20 protein-coding genes are annotated in these 21,320 nt (G+C 64.8%); 9 read left to right on the forward strand and 11 right to left on the reverse strand.

From position 1 onward, the window contains the following. Nucleotides 1-35 precede the first annotated feature (35 nt). From ACUYMZ_RS02465 to ACUYMZ_RS02495, 7 genes are all read right to left on the reverse strand, one after another. A complete protein-coding gene (locus ACUYMZ_RS02465) occupies nucleotides 36-1,721 on the reverse strand; it encodes a thiamine pyrophosphate-binding protein (RefSeq protein ID WP_481601984.1) in 1,686 nt (561 codons plus the stop codon). Further along, on the reverse strand, nucleotides 1,718-2,494 hold the full coding sequence (locus tag ACUYMZ_RS02470; protein ID WP_481601985.1) for a cyclase family protein: 777 nt from the start codon (nucleotides 2,492-2,494) through the stop codon (nucleotides 1,718-1,720). The genes ACUYMZ_RS02465 and ACUYMZ_RS02470 overlap by 4 nt, the downstream gene beginning before the upstream one ends. Before the next feature lie 8 nt (nucleotides 2,495-2,502). Then, nucleotides 2,503-4,095, reverse strand: a complete 1,593-nt coding sequence (locus ACUYMZ_RS02475) for a phytoene desaturase family protein (RefSeq protein ID WP_481601986.1) — start codon at nucleotides 4,093-4,095, stop codon at nucleotides 2,503-2,505. Nucleotides 4,096-4,106: 11 nt separating this feature from the next. Beyond that, on the reverse strand, nucleotides 4,107-5,831 hold the full coding sequence (locus ACUYMZ_RS02480; protein WP_481601987.1) for a flavin reductase: 1,725 nt from the start codon (nucleotides 5,829-5,831) through the stop codon (nucleotides 4,107-4,109). A gap of 29 nt (nucleotides 5,832-5,860) precedes the next feature. Beyond that, a complete protein-coding gene (locus ACUYMZ_RS02485) occupies nucleotides 5,861-7,096 on the reverse strand; it encodes a styrene monooxygenase/indole monooxygenase family protein (protein ID WP_481601988.1) in 1,236 nt (411 codons plus the stop codon). Between the two features lie 31 nt (nucleotides 7,097-7,127). Further along, on the reverse strand, nucleotides 7,128-7,916 hold the full coding sequence (locus ACUYMZ_RS02490; RefSeq protein WP_481601989.1) for an SDR family oxidoreductase: 789 nt from the start codon (nucleotides 7,914-7,916) through the stop codon (nucleotides 7,128-7,130). Between the two features lie 114 nt (nucleotides 7,917-8,030). Continuing rightward, complete coding sequence (locus ACUYMZ_RS02495; protein WP_481601990.1) at nucleotides 8,031-8,189, reverse strand: hypothetical protein; 159 nt, start codon at nucleotides 8,187-8,189, stop codon at nucleotides 8,031-8,033. A gap of 162 nt (nucleotides 8,190-8,351) precedes the next feature. On the opposite strand from ACUYMZ_RS02495, the gene ACUYMZ_RS02500 reads away from it, so the two are divergent. Next, nucleotides 8,352-9,320: an AraC family transcriptional regulator gene (locus ACUYMZ_RS02500; protein WP_481601991.1), complete on the forward strand. Its 969-nt coding sequence runs from the start codon at nucleotides 8,352-8,354 to the stop codon at nucleotides 9,318-9,320. Nucleotides 9,321-9,388: 68 nt separating this feature from the next. On the opposite strand, the gene ACUYMZ_RS02505 is transcribed toward ACUYMZ_RS02500, so the two are convergent. Both ACUYMZ_RS02505 and ACUYMZ_RS02510 read right to left on the reverse strand, forming a co-directional pair. After that, the gene (locus tag ACUYMZ_RS02505; RefSeq protein ID WP_426005408.1) at nucleotides 9,389-10,090 is read right to left on the reverse strand and encodes a FadR/GntR family transcriptional regulator; all 702 of its coding nucleotides are present in this window, start codon (nucleotides 10,088-10,090) and stop codon (nucleotides 9,389-9,391) included. A gap of 70 nt (nucleotides 10,091-10,160) precedes the next feature. Then, entirely contained in the window at nucleotides 10,161-10,964 is an 804-nt protein-coding gene (locus ACUYMZ_RS02510) for an alpha/beta fold hydrolase (protein ID WP_481601992.1), read from the reverse strand. Nucleotides 10,965-11,095: 131 nt separating this feature from the next. On the opposite strand from ACUYMZ_RS02510, the gene ACUYMZ_RS02515 reads away from it, so the two are divergent. The 5 genes from ACUYMZ_RS02515 (at nucleotide 11,096) to ACUYMZ_RS02535 (ending at nucleotide 16,403) form a co-directional block, all read left to right on the forward strand. Beyond that, nucleotides 11,096-12,598 carry a four-carbon acid sugar kinase family protein gene (locus ACUYMZ_RS02515; RefSeq protein ID WP_426005410.1) on the forward strand — a complete coding sequence of 501 codons (1,503 nt, stop codon included), beginning with the start codon at nucleotides 11,096-11,098 and terminating at the stop codon, nucleotides 12,596-12,598. Between the two features lie 37 nt (nucleotides 12,599-12,635). Continuing rightward, nucleotides 12,636-13,535: an NAD(P)-dependent oxidoreductase gene (locus ACUYMZ_RS02520; protein WP_481601993.1), complete on the forward strand. Its 900-nt coding sequence runs from the start codon at nucleotides 12,636-12,638 to the stop codon at nucleotides 13,533-13,535. Between the two features lie 101 nt (nucleotides 13,536-13,636). After that, nucleotides 13,637-15,103: a GntP family transporter gene (locus tag ACUYMZ_RS02525; RefSeq protein ID WP_481601994.1), complete on the forward strand. Its 1,467-nt coding sequence runs from the start codon at nucleotides 13,637-13,639 to the stop codon at nucleotides 15,101-15,103. Then, nucleotides 15,103-15,972: a class II fructose-bisphosphate aldolase gene (locus ACUYMZ_RS02530; RefSeq protein ID WP_481601995.1), complete on the forward strand. Its 870-nt coding sequence runs from the start codon at nucleotides 15,103-15,105 to the stop codon at nucleotides 15,970-15,972. Before ACUYMZ_RS02525 ends, ACUYMZ_RS02530 begins: the two co-directional genes overlap by 1 nt. Before the next feature lie 38 nt (nucleotides 15,973-16,010). Beyond that, complete coding sequence (locus ACUYMZ_RS02535; RefSeq protein WP_426005415.1) at nucleotides 16,011-16,403, forward strand: DUF1304 domain-containing protein; 393 nt, start codon at nucleotides 16,011-16,013, stop codon at nucleotides 16,401-16,403. A 29-nt stretch (nucleotides 16,404-16,432) separates the two neighbouring features. Here the strand turns inward: ACUYMZ_RS02535 and ACUYMZ_RS02540 are convergent, their stop codons facing one another. Further along, nucleotides 16,433-16,852, reverse strand: a complete 420-nt coding sequence (locus tag ACUYMZ_RS02540; protein ID WP_426005416.1) for a VOC family protein — start codon at nucleotides 16,850-16,852, stop codon at nucleotides 16,433-16,435. 128 nt (nucleotides 16,853-16,980) lie between these two features. Between ACUYMZ_RS02540 and ACUYMZ_RS02545 the strand changes: the two genes are divergently transcribed. Beyond that, complete coding sequence (locus tag ACUYMZ_RS02545) at nucleotides 16,981-18,342, forward strand: acyltransferase family protein (protein WP_481601996.1); 1,362 nt, start codon at nucleotides 16,981-16,983, stop codon at nucleotides 18,340-18,342. Beyond that, nucleotides 18,339-18,695: a GNAT family N-acetyltransferase gene (locus ACUYMZ_RS02550; RefSeq protein WP_426005419.1), complete on the forward strand. Its 357-nt coding sequence runs from the start codon at nucleotides 18,339-18,341 to the stop codon at nucleotides 18,693-18,695. The genes ACUYMZ_RS02545 and ACUYMZ_RS02550 overlap by 4 nt, the downstream gene beginning before the upstream one ends. Nucleotides 18,696-18,697: 2 nt before the next feature. On the opposite strand, the gene ACUYMZ_RS02555 is transcribed toward ACUYMZ_RS02550, so the two are convergent. After that, nucleotides 18,698-19,234 carry a hypothetical protein gene (locus tag ACUYMZ_RS02555; protein ID WP_481601997.1) on the reverse strand — a complete coding sequence of 179 codons (537 nt, stop codon included), beginning with the start codon at nucleotides 19,232-19,234 and terminating at the stop codon, nucleotides 18,698-18,700. A gap of 239 nt (nucleotides 19,235-19,473) precedes the next feature. Between ACUYMZ_RS02555 and ACUYMZ_RS02560 the strand changes: the two genes are divergently transcribed. Then, the gene (locus tag ACUYMZ_RS02560) at nucleotides 19,474-21,102 is read left to right on the forward strand and encodes a sigma-70 family RNA polymerase sigma factor (RefSeq protein WP_481601998.1); all 1,629 of its coding nucleotides are present in this window, start codon (nucleotides 19,474-19,476) and stop codon (nucleotides 21,100-21,102) included. The last annotated feature ends 218 nt before the right edge of the window (nucleotides 21,103-21,320 follow it).

Consider the following 21,320-nt stretch of genomic DNA (forward strand, 5'->3'; position numbering starts at 1 on the left):
CGCTTAACTGCGACCCAGTTGGGGAAGCCCGGGGCTTAGTGGCCCTGGAATGCCTCAGCCAGCCACCACGATCCGCCGTCAGAGGCGATCTTGGCGTCGATGACCAACGGCCTGTCCTGCGTTCCGGCAGCGTACGCCTCCAGCCACGGCTGGGCTGCGGCCAGATCGCCCACGGTCCTTACAGTGACACCCTCCGCCCCGAACCCCCGCGCGATTGCTGCGATGTCCGTGTCCGGGAACACGACGCTGGACAGGTCCTGCTCGGGATGACCTGATGCGAAGTGGTGTACCTCTGCCCCGTACGCTGCGTCGTTGTACACGATGCAGACCAGCGGCAGCTTCATCCGGACAGCGGTTTCGAGTTCGCTGATGCCCATGAGGAAACCGCCGTCGCCGGCACCGAGCACCGGCAAGCGGCCCGGTTGCGCCACGGCGGCCCCGATCGCCGTGTACAGCCCCAACCCGATCGCTTGGAATGCTTGTGTGAAGCAGAACCCAAACTCATCCGGGACGGCGAGGTACTGGCTGGGATAGCCCATGAAGTTGCCTGAATCCACGGACACGATCCGCTCGATGGGCAGCATCGAATCCAGTTCCCGGGTCAGGACGCGTGGGTCGATCCGTGATTCGGTCGACACATCCTGGATGGCGACGTCGCGCCAGCGCGAGCGCTCCTTGATGGCCGTCGCAACGGCCTCCGTGCGGTACTTTTCCACCGGTTCTGCCTGCACGGAACGCAGCGCCGCCAAAGCATCCGTGGCGGTCAGGGCGGCATCCCCGAGCACGCCCAGCGAGATGGGACGGTTGGCACCCAGCGAGGCATCCTCGACGTCGATCTGCACCACTTTGGTGCCCGGCGAAATCAGCCGCCCGTGCCGCATCGTCCACATATTCAGCGTGCAGCCCCATCCAACAATCAGGTCGGCTCCACTGATGAGCTCCGCGGTCACAGGCGAGGAGAAGCCCCCGGAAATTCCGAGGTTGTGCGGATCGCCGTTAAACAGGCCGCTCGCCACCGCGGAGGTAGCCACCAAGGCACCGGCATGCCGAGCCAGAACCAGGATCTCCTCCCGGGCACCCCGTCCGCCACGCCCGGCCACGAACACCGGCCGGTCAGCCCCGGCGATCAACGCCACCAGCTGCTGAACCGCGGCAGCGTCCGGCCGCACCTTCAAAGGGACAGGCACGACGGCGGCACCCACCTCGTCTGCGGCGGTTCCACTTTGGATGTCCAGCGGCAAGCTGAGGACCACGGTGCGCCGTTCGTTGACGGCCGTGCGGAATGCCCGGACCGTATCCGCGACGGCCGAGGCGGGCGAATGAATCCTTTCGGCCACCGCCCCGACACTGCGGGCCAAGGCATCCTGGTCGATCTTGAAATTGGACCTGGTGGCGGCTGCCTGGGTGTCTGCGGTCAGGACGATCATGGGGGTGCGGCTTTTCGCGGCTTCTCCTACGCCGGTGATGGCGTTGGTGAGTCCACAGCCTTGGTGGGTGGTGACTACGCCAACCTTGCCGGACATCCGCCCGTAAGCGTCGGCCATGGTGGCGGCACCACCTTCGTGCCGTGCAGCCGTAAAGGGGATACCTTCGGCCATGAGCGTGCCGGTGACATCGAAGTTGCCGCTGCCCACCACCCCGAAGACATGGCCGACGCCGAGCTTGGCCAACGTTCGTCCGACCAGTGTGGAAACTCTGACCGATTCCAGTTCCGCGCTCATGCGTGCTCTACCAGCGCATACACGCGGCTGGGGCTTCCCGTGCCACCAACGATGGGCAGCGGGGCAACCACCAATGTGGCGCCCGTGACGGGGAGCCGGTCCACGTTCCGCAGCGACGTCACACCATACTTGTCCGCGCCCAGCAGGAAGGAGTGGACCGGGAACATCGGATCCAAGGCACCGGCCTGCCCGGCGTCGATGCCCACGGTTTCCACGCCAAAACCGCTGATCGATGCGTTGCCCGCAAGCCACTTGGCACCCGCCGCGGAAACCCCGGGAGTGTGGGGACCGGCGTCGTCCGCGTTGACGAAAGCTGCAGCGTCCCCGCCACGGGCCGCCCATCCCGTGCGGAAGATGACCCAGCAGTTTTCCGGGAACAACCCGTACTCGGACTGCCACTGCTCAAAGTGTTCCGGTTCCAGCAGGAAGTCTGGGTTGTCCGCCGCCTCGGCTGTCTTATCAATCACCACCAGCGGTCCCACCAGGCGATGGGGTTCGATCTTGTCCACTGACTTGCCGTCCTTGCCGGTGATCCAGTGGACCGGGGCGTCCAGGTGCGTCCCTGCGTGCTCACCTACGGTGACGTCGTTCCACGCCCAGGCCGGTCCGGCGTCGTCGAAATTGCTGACCGGTGAGACGGACAATCCAACCGTGTTCGCGAACGGCTGCGGAAGGTTCAGGATGGGTGTTTCGGAGCTGAGCGGGGTGGTGAGGTCGATAATCTCCACCGAGCCATTCGAAAGGGCTGCTGTGAGCCCGGCCAGAACAGACATTTGTTCTCCTATCGCGTGGTGTTCTTGGATCGTTTGGTCGTAAGGCGCTGCGCCGCAAGGTGGCCGGACCCGCCCGACAGGCCCGGTCCCGGGTGGGTCGACGCGCCGATGTGCCAGAGACCCCTGATATGTGTTTGATGCCCAGCGGCCTGCGGGAACGGGCGCCACAAAAGGTTTTGGAAGAGCTCCGCAGAGCCGCCGTAGGGATCGCCGTGGACTGCATTCGGATTGGCAGCCGCGAGGTCCGTGGGGGCGATGATGTCCGAAGCGAGCACGCTTGCCCGGGTTCCGGGGGCGAACTGTTCCAAGCGGTCAAGGACGCGTTCCAGGTACGCCTCCTTGAGCTCCGGAGTCCAGCCTTCGGCCACGGAGAGCCCGCCCGCCCCGTCCCCTACGGGCGAGAACGGTACCTCCTGAAGTTGCAGCCAAAGCGTGGCCTTGCCCTCGGGAGCCCGGGACGGGTCGAGCACGTACTGCTGGCCCACCACGATGGTGGGTTCGGCGGGCAACAACCCCGCCTCCGCTTGTGCGCAGGCGACGCCCGTGCTGTCGGCTCCGTTGCTGATATGGATCAGGGGGACCGTGTTGAGCCGGGGGTCGAGCCACTCCACCGGCTTATCCAAGGCAAGGTGGATCTGCATGGCACCACGGCCGTTCCGGTACCTGCGGGCACCCGCGGCGAGCCCGGCCGGGGCGCCGGGCAGCAGCCGCGTGTAGAGGGCCTGCGGCGACACGTTGGCCAGCACAGTAGCCGCCGGAACAATCCCCTGGGACGTCCGCACGCCGGTCACCGAGCCGGAAACGGAAAGGATCTCCCGGGCCTCGGCGCCCAGCATGATCCGGACGCCATGATCACGCAGCAGCGACTCAAAGGCTTCTACGAACCGTGAGGCCCCGCCTTTCACCACGGGAAGGCCGAAGCCGTGCATGGTCATCGCCATGACGGGCAACATCACCCCGCCCGTTGCCTGGTCCGGACCAAGCCCGGCATGCAGGAGCCAAGGAGACCACAGCTGGTCCACTTCCCAGCCGTCAAAGCGGCTGCGGAGGTAGTTGCGGCCGCTCATCAGCGAATCCCGGATGAACAGCTCATTTGCCTTGACACCACCTGTGCGGAGGGCACCGAATCCCAGTTTCACGAGCTCCTTCAGGGAACGCAACTCCGCTCCGAAGGCCCCGAACACGGTTCCGGAATGATGCCCAAGGTCATCGAGCATCGCGAGGTAGGCTTTTTGGTCCCCTGGCTCCTTGAACGCCGCAGCAGTCACGGCCGGATCACGGTGTGCGATCACAACCCGGTGCCCGCCCGTTGGATCGGCGGCAACCGAGGCCGTCACCGCCGTGGAGGCGTTGCAGTACTCCAGACCCCGTGCGTGCAGTTCACTCCCCAAAGCGGCATAAGCTCCGCCGGATACGAAGAGCGGATGCCATGAAGAGAACGAGTCATGGATAAACCCGGGCAGCGTCCTTTCGCCGGAGTGGATGAAGCCACCCAGGCGGTCCGATTGCTCTATCAGGCAAACCTGCTGCCCGGCGATCGCCAGTTCCGCGGCGGCCACCAGCGAGTTGATACCGGAGCCTATGACGGCAACATCGTTCATGGATGGTCCTCTCAGAAGTCCGGGTGGCTGGCCGTCGCGTGGTACTTACCGCTGTGGAAGACAAGGGGAGAACCGCCGTCGCTGGTGTATTCCTCCACTTCGCCAACGTAGATCACATGGTCGCCCGCGTCGTGGCGCGACACCGTGCGGCACTGGAATGTTGCAACCGCGCCGTCCAGCAAGGGCACCCCGGCGATGCCCTCGGTGGTCTCCGCGCCGTCGAACTTGTCCGGGGACGGGGTGGCGAACTGCCTGGACAGGACGTGCTGGTCGCTGGCCAGGATGTTGATGGCAAAGTGTGAGGCTTCTTCAAAGTCAGCGAGGCTGGGAGCGCGTTTGCTGGGGCACCACAGCACCAACGGCGGTTCCATGGAGACGGAGGTGAAGGAGTTCGCCGTCATGCCGACCTTGCGGCCATCCGGCGAGACTGTGGTGACCACCGTGACGCCGGTGGCAAACTGTCCCAGTGCGTTGCGGAAATCGCGGACATCGAAAGCGGCGGAGTCCTCTTCTTTCCGTGCCTGCATGAAGTCAGCGGCCGCCGTTGGATCGAACCACCAGGGGTAGGACGTCCGCGGGTCGTCGAAACCGGCAGCGATGCATGCCGCCAAGGCCGGGTGCTCCGCGGCTTCCTTCAGCAAGGTGACCTGGTGGTCGCGTCGAGGCTTGAGCATGTCGTTGGTCCATGCGACCGACCACTGACCCCAGCCGCGCCAGAACTCGTCGAAAGTCCGCTCCATCCATTCCCGGTCGAAGGGTTGCCGGCCGCGCCGGACGATCGAGTCGAGGTAGTACTTTGCCGCCAACGTGGCATTGTTGGAGCCTTGCCCCGTCAGCGGATCGTTGAGGACCACGGCATCGCCCAGCCCGAAGACCAGCCTGCCGTTCCCCAGTTCAGCCACGGCGGAACGCACCGTGGGGGTGATGCGGCCCAGGAGCGTGGCGCCGTCGTCGGTCAGCTTTGCGTCCCGGAACGCGTCTGCCTCATGCGGGAAATGCTCCCGGAGAACCTCGAGCGACTTGGCCAGTTGCGCTTCAGGACTTACGACGCCGGTCCAGCAGTCCAGGGGGCCACCCACCACGCCTTCGAACACCATCATGCGGCAGGGGCCGGAGACTGTGAGGCCCGGGAAGGTAAAGAACTCGCCCACCCCGGGTGCCATCGACATCCGGACGGCGGCGGCAGCCCCGCCGTCGTCCTCTTCGCCGGGTGTCACGTAGTTCAGTGCCAGGACCCGCTGGGGACGGTCGAAAGGTGACTTTGCCTTGTCCCGGGGGAAGACCTGGCCGATCTCACCCTTGCCGGTACTGACGATGACGAGTTCGTAGCCGCGGGACAGTTCCTCGAGCATCCGGGGCGTGACTTTCTCGATCCGGAAGTCCCCGCCCGCGGCGATGAAGCGATCGATCCAATGCGCGCTCTTGATGCGCTGGTCGATCGACCTGGCCGGGCCGTCCAATGAAGCTTCCCATTCGATGGCCTCGCCTTCGCGGGCTACGTGGACCCGGATGGACGTGATGGGAGAGGCCGCTCCGGTGACCTGCGGTGTTGTTCCCATTTGGGCCTCTGCGTCGAGGGCCGTGGAGAACATGCACTGGCTGGACATGACTTTTCCGGCGCGGATCTGGGCGGCGGAGCGGTCGGAGAACAGCGTCACGGCGTAGCCCTCCCGTTGGAGGCCCAGGGCCAATTGGGCGCCGGATTCGCCGGCTCCGATGATTGCAATGCTGCGCATGGTGAATCCTTAGTAGCAGGGGTGTGCTATCAAACTTCGGCGGCCTCAAGGCTGGCCAGGTAGTCGGCAGCCCTGTCCGGGTACATGAACCATTCCTGGAACTCCGGCGGGTGGTTGAACCCGTTGGCGAAGCGGTGGGCGATCTCCGGGGCGGAGTTGGCTGCGCCCAGGAGTTCCAGGACGTGCGGCGGGGGCGGGGCCAGCAGCGCGTTGGTCCATTGGGCAACATGCTGTGCATAGTCCCAATAGCGCTCGAAAGTGGCCTGCATGAAACCTGCGTCAAACTGCCCGCTGTGGCGGACGATGCTGTCCAGATAGGACGCCGCGCACTTGCTCGCGTTGTTGGAGCCCTGCCCGGTGATGGGATCGTTCAAAACCACGACGTCGGCCAGGCCCAGTACCTGCCGGCCGCTGGGCAGCGTAGCGATCGGGTGGCGGACGGTGGGTGCGAAGCGGCCTTGGAGGATGCCGTTCGGGTCGGTCAGTTCCACGTCGTTGGCCCGCTCGGCTTCCCAAGGAAGGAAGGTCTTGAGGATGTTCTTGGACGTTTCCAGATGCTCCTCGGGAGTGAGGCCCTTCCAGACATCCATGGGGCCGCCGGGAACACCTTCGAACACCATGATCTCGCAGGGCCCTGTGGTGGTGAGTGCCGGAAAGACGAAGTATTCGCCCACGCCCGGGATGAGGTTGAAGGAGACCGCAGAGTAGTCCTCGCGGGGCGTGAGGCCCTTGACGTAGGTCAGGGCGAGGGCCCGCTGCGGGGTCTCATAGGTGCTGCGTTGGGCGTCGCGGGTGAACAGTTGCGCGATCTCGCCCTTGCCCGCTGCCACGATCACCAGGTCCGAGTTCTGCGTGTACCGTTCCAGGTCCTCGACGCCGGCGTCCTCGAACACCAGCTCCCCGCCGCGCTGGGTGAATTCCTCCATGAACCGTGGGAACTTGACGCGCTGGTCGATGGACTTGGCGTGGTTATCCAGCCTGGAGGCCCAGCTGATGGCCTTTTCGCCGGGCAATTCCGGGTGGGGAATGGTGAAGGAAATGCCGTCCACCGTGGGTGCGTCGGGCCAGAAATCCAGCCCCAGGGCCCGCTCGTGTTCCAAGGCGTCATGGAAGATGCATTGGCTGGAAGCGACCTTGCCGTTGCGGATCTCCTCCGGCGTTCGGTTGGAGATGGTGGTGACCTGGAAGCCGGCATCCAACAGGCCGATGCCCAGTTGGAGGCCCGACTGGCCTGCACCGACGATCGTGATGTGGCGTTGCGTCATGGTGTTGGCTCTTTCTTCTCGTTTGAGTGGTTCATTCTGCGGCGAGGAGCGGGATGGTTTCCTCGGCCCGCTCGGGACCCAAGGCGGAGTAGCCGCCGTCGACGGCCCAATCGGCGCCGGTGACGAAACTTGCCTGGTCGCCGGCGAGGAAGGCGACGACGTCACCCACCTCGTGCGGGCGGCCTACCCGCTTGAGTGCGTGGAAAGGTGCAGCTACCGCGTCCGTTTTGTCCAGGTCCCCGTTGCTGAGCGTGTCCATGATGTTGCTCCACACCCAGCCGGGGCTGACCGAGTTGACCCGGATGCCATCCGGGGCAAAGTCCACGGCCATGCTGCGGGTGACCTGGACCAGTGCCGCTTTGCTGGCGGGGTAAAGCCAGCGGCCCGTCTGGGCGACGGAGCTGGAGATCGAGGTGAAGTTGATAATCACGCCGTGTCCCGACTTTGCCAGGTGTGGCCGGGCTGCGTTGCCCGCCATCACCGCGCTGATGAGGTTGACGTTGAGGGCTTCCAGCCAGTCCGCCCGGCCTGATGCGGCTCCTTCGTCTTTGTAGGTGCACGCCAGATTGACGAGGATGTCCAGGCTTCCGTGCCGTGCCACGGTTTCTTCGATGAGTTCTCCCAGGGCGGCATCGTCGGTGATGTCTGTGTGGGCGTAGTGAATTCCTTCTCCGAGGGCTTTGGTGCGGGTTCCGCCGTCGGGGTTTATATCGGCGACCACCACGGTTGCGCCGGCATCCCGCAGGGCGGTGACAACCCCTTGTCCTACCTTGGTGGCACCTCCGGTGACAATCGCAGTTCTGCCGTTCAGTTCCGGCATGGCAAACCTTTCTTGGTCGATGGTCGTGTTACGCAAATATGACGTGCGTCATATTTGCTCTGAAAGTGACTCTAGGCGCCGGACCATGCACGGAATATCCACTTGGCGCAGCGGCTATCCGATCTGCGCAGAGTCTTCGTCCTCCTGGTGCCACCCTTCCCACGGCGCTGAAGTAAGCGGGGTGTCCTTCCGCCGGAGTTCAGCCGCCCACAAGGCGAAGTGGCTCCTGTCCCACTCTTCGCGGCGATCGTGGACGAGCTTGATGTTCTTCACTGTTCCCACCTTCCTTTCAACGTTGTGATGGTGTTGTGAGCTGGGTCATACTTGTCCTGAAAGCGACTCTAGGCAGCGGCTGCAGCCGGGGATATCCGCTGGGCGAGGAGATCATCCGAAAAGCGAAAATCCCGTGAAATGACCTCGTAGGGCAGGTGTTGGATGGTGAAGATGCTTCCCCGCGACGTACTTCGCGGGCAGCCGACGACGGCTACCAACGACGTCGACGAGGCTCACGCCAGAATTGCCGCGCTGTTCTGCAGCCATGAGTTGGCACCGCGGACGAGGACGTCCGCCGTGGAGATGAAGCTGCGCTCGATGCACCGTGGGGATGTGGGCATCGAGTTCCTGGATTATGGGTCAGATGTCCGCATTGATCCGGAGGGGCTGCAGGATTTTCATCTGGTCCAGATCCCGTTGGCGGGCCATGCGTCGATGCAGGTAGGGGCGCAGACGGTTGACTCCACGCCGCGCATGGCCACGGTGCCACCGATCGACAGGCCGTTTTCGATGTCCTGGGACAGTGGAAGTCCGCACCTCATCGTCTACGTGCGCCGCACTGCGTTGGAGCGGGTAGCGCTGGAACTGTACGGCCGGGAAGTCGGCGGGCTGGGCTACGGCATGGACCTCACGAGTGGAAGCGGCCGCGCCTTCCTGAGGTCCGTCGTCGAACTTCACGACGACCTGATCAGCAGGCCGGCGGCTGCCGCGCCCGTCTTCGTGCAGGGGCTGTTGGCGGACAGCATGATGTCCCGGCTGCTCATGGCGATGGAACCACCGGCGCTGGAGGTGCGCGATGGTGAATCAGAAAGCCGGATTGTCCGCCAGTGCCGGGAGTTGCTGGAACGGCACGCCTTCGAGGAATTGACGGTGCCGGACATCGCCGAGTGCCTGGGTGTTTCCGTCCGGACCCTGCAGACCGCGCTCCGGGCCGAAACGGGTGCAACGCCGTCGGAGTTGCTGCGTTCAATCCGGCTTGACCGCGCCCGCGAGATGCTCCTGGACGCCAACCCCCGCGAACAGTCCGTCACCGCTGTTGCCGAGTTGTGCGGCTTCACGCATCAGGGCCGCTTCTCGGCGCTCTACCTGCAGACTTTCGGGGAACTGCCGTCGGAGAGCCTCCGCCGCTGACCCAACTAGGTCGCATTTGTGCGCGTTTTGAGCGCTCAAAACGCGCACTAATGCGACCCAGTTGGGTGCTAGGCCTCCAGCACGTACGTCTTCAGGTCGTCCAGTGTCTGTTGCATGTGGGCGTCCATGGCGAGCCGGGCGTCGTGGGGGTTCCGGGATGACAGGGCTGCCGCAATTTTCCGGTGGTGTCCGATTGCATGCGCTTGGATCTCCGGCACTGCCGATGTCTGGGCCCGCCGGGCTTCCAGGACTCGGTGCAGCGGCTCAAACAGGACCGCCACGAAGATGTTGCCGGAGGCGTGGAGGATGACATCGTGGAAAGCGAGATCGGCCTCTACGAAAGCTGCAAGATCGTTGACCTCGTGCGCCGCCTGCATCTTCTCCACATGGTCCGCGAGAACCGCGAGGTCCTCATCGGAGATTCGCTCAGCCGCAAGTTCGCAGGCGCCGGTTTCCAACATCCGGCGCAGCTCAATCAGCTGGATGGCTGCTTCCGCGTCCTTGGTTCCTTCGGAGGCGGCCCGCAGTACAGCCTCCAGCGACGCCCACTGATTGAGGGGGTTGACGAATGTCCCGCGGCCCCGCTCAACACTGAGGATCCGCTGGGCCTCAAGGGTCTTCATGGCTTCGCGCACGGTCATGCGGCTTACCTCGTGCCGGGCGCTGAGCTCCAGCTCACCGGGGACCACGGTGCCCGGGGGAAATTCCCCCGCGACGATCCTGTCCAGCAGCTCATCAGCAACGACGCCGACCAGCGACTTGCGTGCCATGTGTCCCCATTTCTGTACTTCAGGCCGCGCACCCCAGGGTTCCCCGTGGGCGGGATGGATGTCAGACATCTTACGCTGGCGATGGCAGGCTTGTTCTCCAGAATTCGTTCAATGTCGCCGCGCATTCGCCGGGTTGTTCCCAGTGGACGCTGTGGCCGGCATTGGGTATCGCGCGCAAACGCCGCCCCGGGGCTTCCGCCACGAAGGACTCCATCTGTTCGATCGGCCGCACCCGGTCCCCGGTTCCGGCGATCACCAGCAGCGGCGCGTGGACGCGCCCGGGTACTGAAGGTTCGACGCCGGTCATGGCCGCCTTCGCGCTGGCGGCAAGAACAGGGAAGGGCGCATCAAACCCTCTGCCAAGCCGCTCGCTGTCCTCCGCGGAGAGCTCCCCGTACCAGGCCTCCATGCACTTCCGGATGGTGGCGGCATCAAAATATCCCTGCTCCACCTGCTGCCGGATCAGGTTCCTGAAGCCAGCGTTTGGGGGCGCCGGAACCATGCCCACCAAAGCTATGGAGGCGACTTTTTCCGGCCACGCCGCAGCGAGGGTCAACGCAACGCTGCCGCCCATGGAGTGGCCCACCAGATGCACCCCATCGGCTCCCAGGGATTCCAGGGTCGCTGCAACCGATGCTGCTGCCGAGTCCAGGGTCCATTCGAATCCGGCAGGAAGGTCCTGGCCACGGTGGTAGCCGGGCAGGTCCAGGATCCACACTGTTTGTCCGGCGGCGAGGAGGAAGGCAGTCAGTGGCTCCCAGTAGGAGGAGCCCGAAGCCCAGCCGTGGATGAGCACTGCCGGGGGCTGGACGGCCGAAGTCCCTGAGGGCTCGCGTCTGTCAACAAAGCAGTGCGGCACGCCGGTGTCAGCCATGGATCCAGCCTAGTGAGCACGGCCATCTTGCGCCGGGAAGAGCCGTATGTCACACTGGCATTCAAATGTTAGATGTCTGACATCTTACATTCACAAAACTGCCCCACAGATTTCCCACGATGGAGTGTCCCGTGATCCTAGAAGCCGACGTCCTGGCCGCCTTCCCGGCTGAAGTCCAGATCCCCGCTCAGCTCGTGGCCGACGCCGTTGCAGAGTCTTCGGCAAGCAGCCCCCGCGTCCTGGTCGTCCTGGATGACGACCCCACGGGCACCCAGTCCGTTGCGGACCTTGCCGTGCTGACGCGCTGGGACGTGGAGGACTTCTCCTGGGCGTTCTCGCATATCAGCGGGAACCAGACCAAGCCCGCCGTCTACGTCCTGACCAACACGCGCAGCCTGGACCCGGCCGAAGCCGCCGCCCGCAACGAGGAGATCGTCCGCAACGCCCTCGCCGCAGCCGCTGCTGCCGGACTGAGCCTCGGTTTTGTCAGCCGCAGCGACTCCACCCTCCGCGGCCACTACCCACTGGAGCCGGACGTCATCGCGGCGACCGTCGCCGCCGAAACCGGCGAAGCCACCGATGGTGTCGTCATCGTCCCGGCATTTCCCGACGCCGGCCGCGTCACCATCGGCGGTGTGCACTACATGCGCGCCTCCGGAGAAGATGCCGGCGCCCTCACCCCGGTGGCCGGGACCGAATTCGCCAAGGACGCTACGTTCGGGTTCGCCAACTCCGAGATGGCCAAGTACGTGGAAGAGAAGTCAAAGGGACGCTTCGCCGCAGAGAACGTCATTGTCCTGGACCTGAACATCATCCGCGCAGGTGCAGCCGCCAACGACCCCGCAATCTCCGCGAAGGCCATTGCCGACGCCATCGAACCGGCCACGGACTCCACCCCGATCGTGGCCGACATTGTCACCGAAAACGACTTCCGGGCCCTGGCCCTTGGCCTCGAGGAGGCCGAACGACGTGGCAAGAAGCTCCTGTACCGCGTGGGCCCGCCGTTCGTCCGTGGCCGCATCGGCCAGGACATCCGTGAAGCCCTCACCGGCGAGGAAGCCTACGCCGGAAACAGCCCCTCCACCGCCGGTGGCCTGATCGTAGTCGGTTCCCACGTGGGCCTGACCACCCGCCAGCTCAACGTCCTCACCGCGGAACACGGCTCGGCAAAAATCATCGAGATCGATGTCGAGAAATTGCTCGCCGCCGGGACCGAAGCGGCAGCCGATGCCTTCATCGGAACCGTCGTGTCCGACGTCGTTGCTGCCCTCCGCGAAGGCGACGTGATCGTGCACACCAGCCGCCTGCTCATCAAGACCGACGACCCCGCGGCCAGCCTGGAGATCGCCCGCAAGGTCTCCGCCGCCGTCGTATCCGTGGTGAACCGGACCCTGAAGACGTTCCCACCGCGGTTCGTCATCGCCAAGGGTGGCATCACCTCCTCCGACGTCGCCGCGCACGGTCTGGAAATCCGGCATGCGATCGTCCGCGGACCCATGCTCCCGGGCATTGTCTCGCTCTGGGAACCGGTGGACGGCCCGGCCAAGGGCATCCCCTACATCGTCTTCGCCGGCAACGTGGGCGACGACCAGTCCCTCGCCCAGGTCACGCGCAAGCTCAGCGCCACTTTCTAACTGCACGTCCCCACCAGGAAATTCAATGGAGAACACCATGACCAGCAACTACACCGTTACCGTCCTCGGCCTCGGGGCCATGGGCCTGCCGATGGCGACCCGCCTCGCCTCGCAGCTGACCGTCCACGGCTTCGACATCGCCCAAGCCCGCCTGGAACTGGCAGCAGAAGCCGGCATCAAGACGTTCGCCTCGGCCCGTGAAGCCTCCGAGGACGCCGACGCACTGCTCCTTGCCGTCCGCAACGGCGAACAGCTCAACGATGTCCTCTTCGGAGAGAACGGCGTGGCGTCCGTCCTGAAGCCGGGCGCGGTCGTGATCCTCGGCAGCACTGTGGGCACCGAAGCCATCCCGGTCACGGTCGCTAAGTTGGCTGAGTACGGCGTTGCCCTGGTTGATGCTCCGCTGTCCGGTGGCCCGAAGCGTGCCGGCGAAGGCGACCTCCTGATTGTCGTCGGCGCCGAGCCGGAAGCCCTCGAAAAGGCCCGCCCGGCGCTCGAACTGCTGGCCTCCACCCTGAGCATCGTGGGCGACAAGCCCGGTGACGGCCAGGCCCTCAAGACCGTCAACCAGTTGCTTTGCGGTGTGCACATCGCCGCCGCAGCAGAGGCCATGGCCCTGGCGGACGCCCTTGGCCTGGACCAGGCGAAGACCCTCGCCGCCCTCGAGGCCGGCGCGGCAGGTTCGTTCATGCTCTCCAACCGCGGCCCCCGCATCCTGGAGGCGTACACCGAAGAAGGCGCAGAAGTTCTCAGCCGTCTCGACATCTTCGTCAAGGACATGGGCATCGTGGGCAAGGCGACCCGTGCTGCCGGTCTGGCTGCGCCCGTCGCCGCCGCTGCCGAACAGCTTTACCTCCTCGGCCAGGCCCAAGGCCTCGCCGCTGCTGACGACTCCGCCGTCATCAAGGTTGTCGCGCCCGAGAAGCGCACCGCCTAAGCACCCCTGTAAAACCCGCGACGACGGCGGTCCCCCCTTCGCCGTCGTCGCCCCTTTTCGCCGGTCTTCTAGACTGGTATGTCAAAGGAGACACTCCCCAAATGAATCCCCTCATCAATTCGCTGATGGTTCGCGCCGCCGATGCGCCGCCTATCAAGCCGGCCGTGGAGCTGGGCACTCCGCTGCTGCTGACCATCGCCGCCGTGGGCATCGCACTGCTGCTGGTGCTGATCATCCGCTTCAAGATCCAGGCCTTCGTGGCCCTGCTCGCCGTCAGCATCCTGGTGGGTATTGCCGCGCAGATTCCGCTCAAGGACATCTTCACCGTGGTGACCACGGGTGTCGGCAGCACCATGGGCAAGGTGGCGCTGTTGATCGCCCTAGGCGCGATCCTCGGCCGCATGATCGAAGTTTCCGGCGGCGTGCAGTCGCTCGCGACGCACTTCACGGAGAAACTCGGTGCCAAGCGGGTCGCGGTGGCATTGACCGCGGTGGGCTTCCTGGTCGCCATCCCCGTCTTCTTCGAGGTCGGCGTGATCGTGCTCGTGCCGATCGTCTATGCCTTCGCCAAGATCGCCAAGGTCCACCCGATCAAGTTCGGCCTCCCGATGGCCGGCATCATGCTGTCCATCCACGTCGCCGTCCCGCCGCACCCCGGTATTGTTGCCGGCGCCGGTGTTTTCGGCGCGGACATCGGACTCATCACCCTGATCTCCCTGATTATCTGTGTACCGCTGGGTTTCCTGTCCTACTGGGTTGCCAGCATCATGAACCGCAAGGACTACGAGCTCCTTCCCGGTGTGAAGGAGCAGGTGGACGAGTTCGGCTCCGATTCCCTGGTCCACGTTGGCCACGACGGCCCCGGTGCCCGCGCCATCGCTCCGCCGCGTCCAGGCCTCATCATGTTCCTCATCGCCGCTCCGATCGTGCAGATCCTCCTCGGCACCGTGGGTACGCTCACCCTGCCCAAGGACAACTACTGGTACGGCGTTGCGGCTTTCATCGGCAACCCGTTCTTTGCCCTCCTGGTGGCCGTGGCCCTGTCCTTCTTCCTGCTGGCAGTGCGCCGTCACTGGTCGCTCAAGGAAACGGGCGAGATCTTCGAAGGGGCGTTGCCTCCCATCGCCTCGATCCTCATGGTGGTTGCAGCCGGTGGCGTATTCGGTGAAGTCCTCCGCACCTCCGGCATCGGCGCCGCGTTGTCCCACACGCTGGACAGCCTGGGCCTTCCGGTGATCGTGCTCGGCTTCATCATCTCCTTGGCACTCCGTGCGGCCCAGGGTTCCGCCACCGTCGCCATCGTGACGACCACGGGCCTGCTCACCTCCGCCGTCATGGAAGGCGGCTACTCGCCCGCCCAGATCGCCGTGATCGTGATCGCCATCGGCTTCGGTTCGCTGGGCCTTTCGCACGTGACCGACGCCGGTTTCTGGACCGTCATCCGCTACTACGGCCTCACCGTGTCCGACGGTCTCAAGACCTGGACCGTCCTCACCACCATCCTTGGCCTGGCCGGCTTCGTGCTGACCTACGTCGCCTGGATCCTGGTGGGAGGCCTGGCCCACTGATGCGCACCACACTCGACCAGCTGGTTTCGTCCGCCCTTGCCTCCGGCTCAGCGGTCCCCGCCTTCACCTGCTACGACTTCACCACTGCACTGGCCGTGGTGTCCGCAGCGGAAGAGGCCCGCCTCGGTGTGATCCTGCTGGTCGCACCGAAGACAGCAGCCACCCCCAACGGGCAGCGGCTCATTACCGCTCTCCGAGGCCTGGCGGACAGCGCCTCCGTCCCGGTTTCAGTGCAACTCGACCACGCTTCTGACCTGCCGGTGATCCTCGACTCCGTGGCAGCCGGCGCCGATGCGGTGCTGGCGGACGGTTCGTCCCTGGCCTACGAGGACAACATCGCGCTGGTTCGTCGCGTCCGCGCGGCCCTGGACGGCGCCGGCCACAACGGCATCGTGATCGAAGCCGAACTCGGCGGCCTGGCCGGTGACGAGGACAAGGCATTCGGTGCGGAAACGCCCGACGCCGGCACTCCCGTTGCGGGCCTCACGGACCCTGGCCAGGTGGCCGACTTCGTGGAACGCACCGGTGCGCAATTGCTCGCCGTTGCCGTGGGAAATGTGCACGGAAAGTACAAGGGCGAACCCAACATCCGGTGGGATGTGCTGCAGGATGTCGCCTCACGCACGGACGTGCCGCTGGTGCTCCATGGGGCCTCCGGGATCCCCGCGGCCGAACTTGCCAAGGCTCCTTCCCTGCACGTGGGCAAGGTGAATTTCAACACCGAACTCCGCACGGGCATCCTGCAGACGCTTGAGACTGAAACTGCTCCGCACCGCGCCGACGGGGAGAACCTCCAAGGCCTGCTGGGCCGCTGGAACGCATCGGCAGCGGCCTTCGCGGGCTCCACGCTGGACATGCTGAGCGCCTGACGCTGAAGCGCCAAATCACGGGAGGCTAGGATCAACACATGATCCTGGCCTCCCTGATTTTTGCCCTGGTGGCAGCCCTCCTGCATGTGTACATCTTCACCATGGAATCCATTACCTGGACCAAGCCGGCAACGTGGAAGCGCTTCAGCCTTACGTCCCAGGCAGACGCCGAAACCACCAAACCGCTGGCTTACAACCAGGGCTTCTACAACCTGTTCCTGGCCATCGGTGCGCTGGCAGGCATCGTGGCCGTCTGGGCCGGCTCACCGCAGGTGGGATGGACGCTGGTCTTCAGTTCTTGTGGCTCCATGTTGCTGGCCGCGCTGGTTCTCGCGGCCAGCGGACGGAAGTACCTCCGCGCAGCGGTGCTGCAGGGAACTACGCCGTTGCTCGCCGTCGTGCTGGGAATCCTGGCCATAACGCTGGGGTAGCCCACGGCAGTCCGTAAAGCACGCGTGTACTAGGAAGCCGGCGGACCGTCCTGGGCGGCGGTTTCGTCCATCCAGAGGACTTCCCAGTGGTGGCCGTCCAGATCCCGGAACGCCCGGCTGTACATGAAGCCAAGATCCTGCGCGTCATAGGTTTCCGAGCCGCCGGCTTCCAACGCCTTGGTGGCCAGCTCGTCCACGGCTTCCCGGCTGTCCGCAGACAGGGCAAGGATGGCAGCGGTGGATGCCTGCGTATCTGCGATCGGCTGCTTGGTGAACTCGCTGAACTTGGCGTGCGTCAACAGCATGGTGTAAATCGTGTCGCTGAAGACGACGCAGGCCGCCGTGTCATCCGTGAAGTTCGGGTTGATCGTGTAGCCCAGCGCCGTGTAGAAGGACTTGGACGCCTCAAGGTCGCGGACAGGCAGATTCACAAAAATAGAGGTTGTCATGGGTCTGATCCTGCCGTTGTTTGGCGGCCCCGTCCAGAGTATCCCCGCTCTATGTGGACAAGCCCGGTCCTCTGGCCCGGATCCCGAACCCGGCGGACAATAGAGGCAGCATCGGGCGGGGAGGAGCCATGGAGCGGCCACGGCATGTGGATACTCCCGTCGGGCAGGCGGTAGCCCCCGGACGGGACCCGGCGATCGACCTTGTGCGCTTTGCCTGCCTGTTCCTGGTGGTGGCCGCCCACTGCATGATGGTCAGCCCTGTCCTCCACTCGGATGGAACAGTCACCACCCACAACACCCTGATGGAGCAAGGCTGGTTTACGCCCGTGGTGTGGGTGTTGATGATCGTTCCCCTCTTCTTCGTCATGGGAGGGGTGACAGGGCTGCAATCGTGGCGACGCCTGCAGGCCCGGGGCGGGACCGCTTACGGATTCGCCCAGCTGCGGTTGCTGCGGCTGGTCCGCCCGGCCATGGCACTGCTGGCCATCATGTGGGCGGCCCTCTGGGCGGCCTTGCTCCTGGGGGTCCACCCGCAGGTCATCCAGCTCATGACTGCCGGCGCCGCCATGCCGCTCTGGTTCCTCGCCGCGTACCTTACAGCGCAGTTGAGCATCCCCTTGCTGGCACGGTGCCATGGGGCAGCGCCGCGCTTGACGTTCACGGCTCTGGTGGCACTGATTATCACGGTCGATTCGCTCCGCGGCGCTTTGCCGGTGATCGCCTACCTTAACCTGGCCTTTGTCTGGTGCGCTGTGCAGCAGCTGGGTTTCTTCATCGCCGACGGGGGCTTCCAGCACCGCACCCGGACCTGGTTGATGGGCGTGATGATCTCCAGCAACCTGCTGCTCGGCCTTTTGACCGGCGTTGGCCTCTATCCGGGCAACATGGTGGTCAACATCAACCCACCCAACCTCTGCTTGCTGCTCCTTGGCGTATCGCAAACAGCCACGATCCAGCTTCTGCGCGGAGCCGTCACATGGCTTGGGGGAGTCGCGTGGGTCCGCACCTGCATTGCGGTAGCGGGCCGCCGTTCCATGACCGTTTACCTGTGGCACCTGCCGTTGCTGGTGGGCATGTCGGCAATCCTGCTGCTGACGGATTTCCCGAAGCCCTCCCCGGAAACCGCCGAGTGGTGGTGGGGCCGCATTCCCGTTTTCCTCGCCGTGGCTGCGTTGCTCGTTCCCGTGGCCGTGTTCCTGGGGCGCCTGGAAGACCGTCCGACGGCGGCCAGCCATGCGCTGGGTCCATCCCGGGCCGCTGTGGTGCCTGCCGCCGTCGTGGTTTTTGTCCCGGTGGTGGATGCAGCACTGAACGGCCTGACGCTGGCGCTGCTGGGCGGCGGAGCGGCCTGCTTCGCGCTCGCCGTCCTGCTGCTGGGCAGGGTCCCGACGCCGGTACCGCCGCCGTCCCGGCACCCGTCGGGAAAGGTGGAGAACGCGATGGGCTCCGGATTGCCAGAGCCAGGTTTACGTGCCAATCTCGAAGCATGACCGAGCATACTGATTCATTGGCCGACTCTTTCCGTGCGGGCGTCACGACTGCCCGCAACGATAAATTCCACCGCTACGAACTCCACGTGGATGGTGAACTGGCGGTCATCGCACACTTCATCAACAGGCCCGGTCACATCGACTTCACGCACACCGAAACCAAGCCCCAGTTCAAGGGTCAGGGCTTGGCCAAGGTCCTGGCACATTTCGCACTGGACGATGTTGTGGCATCAGGCAAGCGCATCATTCCACATTGCCCGTACATCGCCGCATACCTGCAGAAGCACGAAGGCTATGAGCAGGATGTGGACTGGCCGGCAGAAAAGCCCGTGGGAAATCCGAACAACGACTGACGTCAGTTAGCTGCGCTGACCAGTGTGCGGGGCCGTCGCCGTGGCGACACCGACGCAATCCTGGTGATGTTCCAATAGCCAAGGCCGGGTTTGGCGGACCGGAAGGGCCAGCTCATCCGTGCGCCCGTCAGGGACACGATGGCGTCGTGCTCGTCTGAAACGTGGCGGCCCAGGCATAGTGCCTTGACCTGCATGGCGCTGACCAGGCTGCCGCCGTGGATATGGTCCGTTGCCGTGACCTGGTAGGAGAAGCTCCGCATGACAGCTTCGCCCGGCGCCAGGGATGGGATAGCGAGGTCTTCCCGTGCCGGCGCCGAGGAATAAGCCAACGGTTCCATGGCCTCGTTGGTGAATGAACGCGGAATAAGTCGAATGTTACGCAGGTGGCTCCGGGAGTCGTTGGTGATCCAGGCAGTAAAGATGACGGTGTCGCCCGGGACGGCCACGGAGCGGTCGGAGCCGTAGACCAAGCTGATGGTCGCCGCCGTTTTTCCCCGCGCAAAACGTCCTCCACGGGGAGCCCGCAGGCCGGGTCTCACAGCAGCATCAGGCCACGTGGAGCGGCTTTTCCGCCACGAACGCGCAATCTTGGCCACCGGCGGACGGCGGTCTGCCTGTTCTCTTGGGGAAGGGGACTCAATGCTGTGCAGCCTCATGTTTGGGTAGTGGCAGCAACTACCGGAACATGTCGCGGCTTTGACCACAAAAATTGTCCCCTTATAGTCGTAAGTACCCTGAGATTCAAGTCAGATTGCAATGTGATGTCACACTATTGCTTATGGATCATGGAACAGCGGCCGGAGCCAAGGGAACTTCCGTCCTGAAGGGGCCCGCAGACAGTGATCCCTGCCTGCTTGACCTTGTGCGACAGGGCGACGCCGATGCCTTCGACACCCTCTACAAGCGCCACCTGCAGATCGCCCTGTACGTTGCCCGGCAGCAGACCGACAACCAGAGCGACGCCGACGACGTTGTGGCCGAGGCGTTTGCCTCCGTCTTCCAGTCCCTCAAGGACGGCAAAGGGCCCAAAGAGTTCTTCCGTCCCTACCTGCTGACGGTGGTCAGGCGGACCGCCCACGACCGCAACCGGAAAGCCCGCCGTACGCAGACCACCGAGGACGCCCTGCTGGACACCGCGGTGCTGGATGACGACACGGTCATGAAGGACCTGGAGTCCACCATCATGGCCAAAGCCTTCAAGTCCTTGCCCGAACGCTGGCAGGCGGTGCTGTGGCACATGGACATCGAGGGACTGAAACCCGCTGCGGTTGCTCCCTTGGTCGGCCTCACTCCCAACGGGGTGTCATCCTTGGCGATCCGCGCCCGGGAAGGCCTCCGGCAGGCCTACCTGCAGCATCACATTACTACCGTGGCTGATGAGGCGTGCGCTGAGTTTGCGGGCCAGATGGGCAAATACGCCCGCAATGCCCTGAAGCGCACCTCCCGGGACAAGGTCAATGCCCACCTGGAAGGCTGTGCACGATGCACGGCGCTCCTGATCGAACTCAATGATGTCCAGGGTGGGATGCGGGCCATCCTGTTCCCGTTGTTCGCGGGCATCACCTTCACGCCGGGCGTCGCTGCGGCTGTCCTCTCCGGATCGGGGGCCGGGGCGGGGGCCGTGGGTTCAGTTGGGTCAATGTCCGGCTCGACGGCTGTTCCTGTCCTGTCGGGACCGGGCGGGTCGAAAGGTGCCGGCCACCTCTGGAAGCCAGCCGCCGCCGTCGTGCTTGCCGCAGTGGTCGCGGCAGGAGCGCTGGGGTGGATCCTGCAGCCTGCCTCCCAGTCGGTCGTCGCGGAGCCGCCTCCCGCCGCGCCCGCCGGTGAGACCCCGACGCCGGTTGCCACACCGGTCCCGGTCCCTACCGTTCCGCAGCCATCTCCTTCTGCCCCTCCTGCGGAAGTTCCGGCAGTCCCGGCACCTCCAGCGGCTCCGGAACAACCCGCCGTCGTGGTTGCGCAGGAGCCTGCGCTGCAGCGGAAGGCGACGGTCGTTGACTCTGCCGTGGTCACTTCGGTTCCGGTGCCGCAACCTTCTTCGCCGACGTCCGCGCTCCAGACGGTCGAGGCTGTCTTTGCTTCCACCACTGCGGCCAACGCCGTGGAGCGGAACCTTGAGGTGCAGTTTTCCTTGGTGGGTGACGGTTCACCCACCGCCGGTGAAGCCGTCTTCACCCTGCCGGATCAGGCCACGTTCATTTCCGGCAGGACGCTCGCTCCCGCCGGGTGGGAATGCAGTGCCACCGGTGCCCGTCAGGTGACGTGCACCAGCCGTGCGATGGATCCCGCCCAGCTGAACTTTGCTTTCGGGGTCACCATGCCTGCGACGTCGGAGCTGGAAACCCTGGACTATGGATTCAGCGGCCAGGACATCGTCACCAAAACATTCGCCAGCACCTTCCACTAGGGCCTGGACAACTTTTCTCAAAGTTTCTCTCATTACCAGCGTCACGTTTCACGTGTTGCCCGCACTACAGCTTTGGGCCGCCCTATGTCGGTGCGCCCGCTGAAGTCTGTCCGGGCTTCGACGACACGAAACGCCCGCTGCGCCTACTGGGTCAGTGGCGAGTAGCCGAGCCGGGCCGGTCACCTCTGACCTGGCTTCGGCGTGACCTAGAGAAAACA

This window comes from Arthrobacter sp. T572 (genome assembly GCF_056780115.1).

Excerpts from the sequence above, each read along its gene's own strand:
- ACUYMZ_RS02500 (WP_481601991.1), top strand. The coding sequence starts at position 8,352 with ATGGTGAAGATGCTTCCCCGCGACGTACTTCGCGGGCAGCCGACGACG.
- ACUYMZ_RS02470 (WP_481601985.1), bottom strand. The coding sequence starts at position 2,494 with ATGTCTGTTCTGGCCGGGCTCACAGCAGCCCTTTCGAATGGCTCGGTG.
- ACUYMZ_RS02490 (WP_481601989.1), bottom strand. The coding sequence starts at position 7,916 with ATGCCGGAACTGAACGGCAGAACTGCGATTGTCACCGGAGGTGCCACC.
- ACUYMZ_RS02485 (WP_481601988.1), bottom strand. The coding sequence starts at position 7,096 with ATGACGCAACGCCACATCACGATCGTCGGTGCAGGCCAGTCGGGCCTC.
- ACUYMZ_RS02520 (WP_481601993.1), top strand. The coding sequence starts at position 12,636 with ATGACCAGCAACTACACCGTTACCGTCCTCGGCCTCGGGGCCATGGGC.
- ACUYMZ_RS02530 (WP_481601995.1), top strand. The coding sequence starts at position 15,103 with ATGCGCACCACACTCGACCAGCTGGTTTCGTCCGCCCTTGCCTCCGGC.
- ACUYMZ_RS02525 (WP_481601994.1), top strand. The coding sequence starts at position 13,637 with ATGAATCCCCTCATCAATTCGCTGATGGTTCGCGCCGCCGATGCGCCG.
- ACUYMZ_RS02560 (WP_481601998.1), top strand. The coding sequence starts at position 19,474 with ATGGATCATGGAACAGCGGCCGGAGCCAAGGGAACTTCCGTCCTGAAG.
- ACUYMZ_RS02510 (WP_481601992.1), bottom strand. The coding sequence starts at position 10,964 with ATGGCTGACACCGGCGTGCCGCACTGCTTTGTTGACAGACGCGAGCCC.
- ACUYMZ_RS02475 (WP_481601986.1), bottom strand. The coding sequence starts at position 4,095 with ATGAACGATGTTGCCGTCATAGGCTCCGGTATCAACTCGCTGGTGGCC.
- ACUYMZ_RS02535 (WP_426005415.1), top strand. The coding sequence starts at position 16,011 with ATGATCCTGGCCTCCCTGATTTTTGCCCTGGTGGCAGCCCTCCTGCAT.
- ACUYMZ_RS02465 (WP_481601984.1), bottom strand. The coding sequence starts at position 1,721 with ATGAGCGCGGAACTGGAATCGGTCAGAGTTTCCACACTGGTCGGACGA.
- ACUYMZ_RS02480 (WP_481601987.1), bottom strand. The coding sequence starts at position 5,831 with ATGCGCAGCATTGCAATCATCGGAGCCGGCGAATCCGGCGCCCAATTG.
- ACUYMZ_RS02540 (WP_426005416.1), bottom strand. The coding sequence starts at position 16,852 with ATGACAACCTCTATTTTTGTGAATCTGCCTGTCCGCGACCTTGAGGCG.
- ACUYMZ_RS02505 (WP_426005408.1), bottom strand. The coding sequence starts at position 10,090 with ATGGCACGCAAGTCGCTGGTCGGCGTCGTTGCTGATGAGCTGCTGGAC.
- ACUYMZ_RS02545 (WP_481601996.1), top strand. The coding sequence starts at position 16,981 with ATGGAGCGGCCACGGCATGTGGATACTCCCGTCGGGCAGGCGGTAGCC.
- ACUYMZ_RS02550 (WP_426005419.1), top strand. The coding sequence starts at position 18,339 with ATGACCGAGCATACTGATTCATTGGCCGACTCTTTCCGTGCGGGCGTC.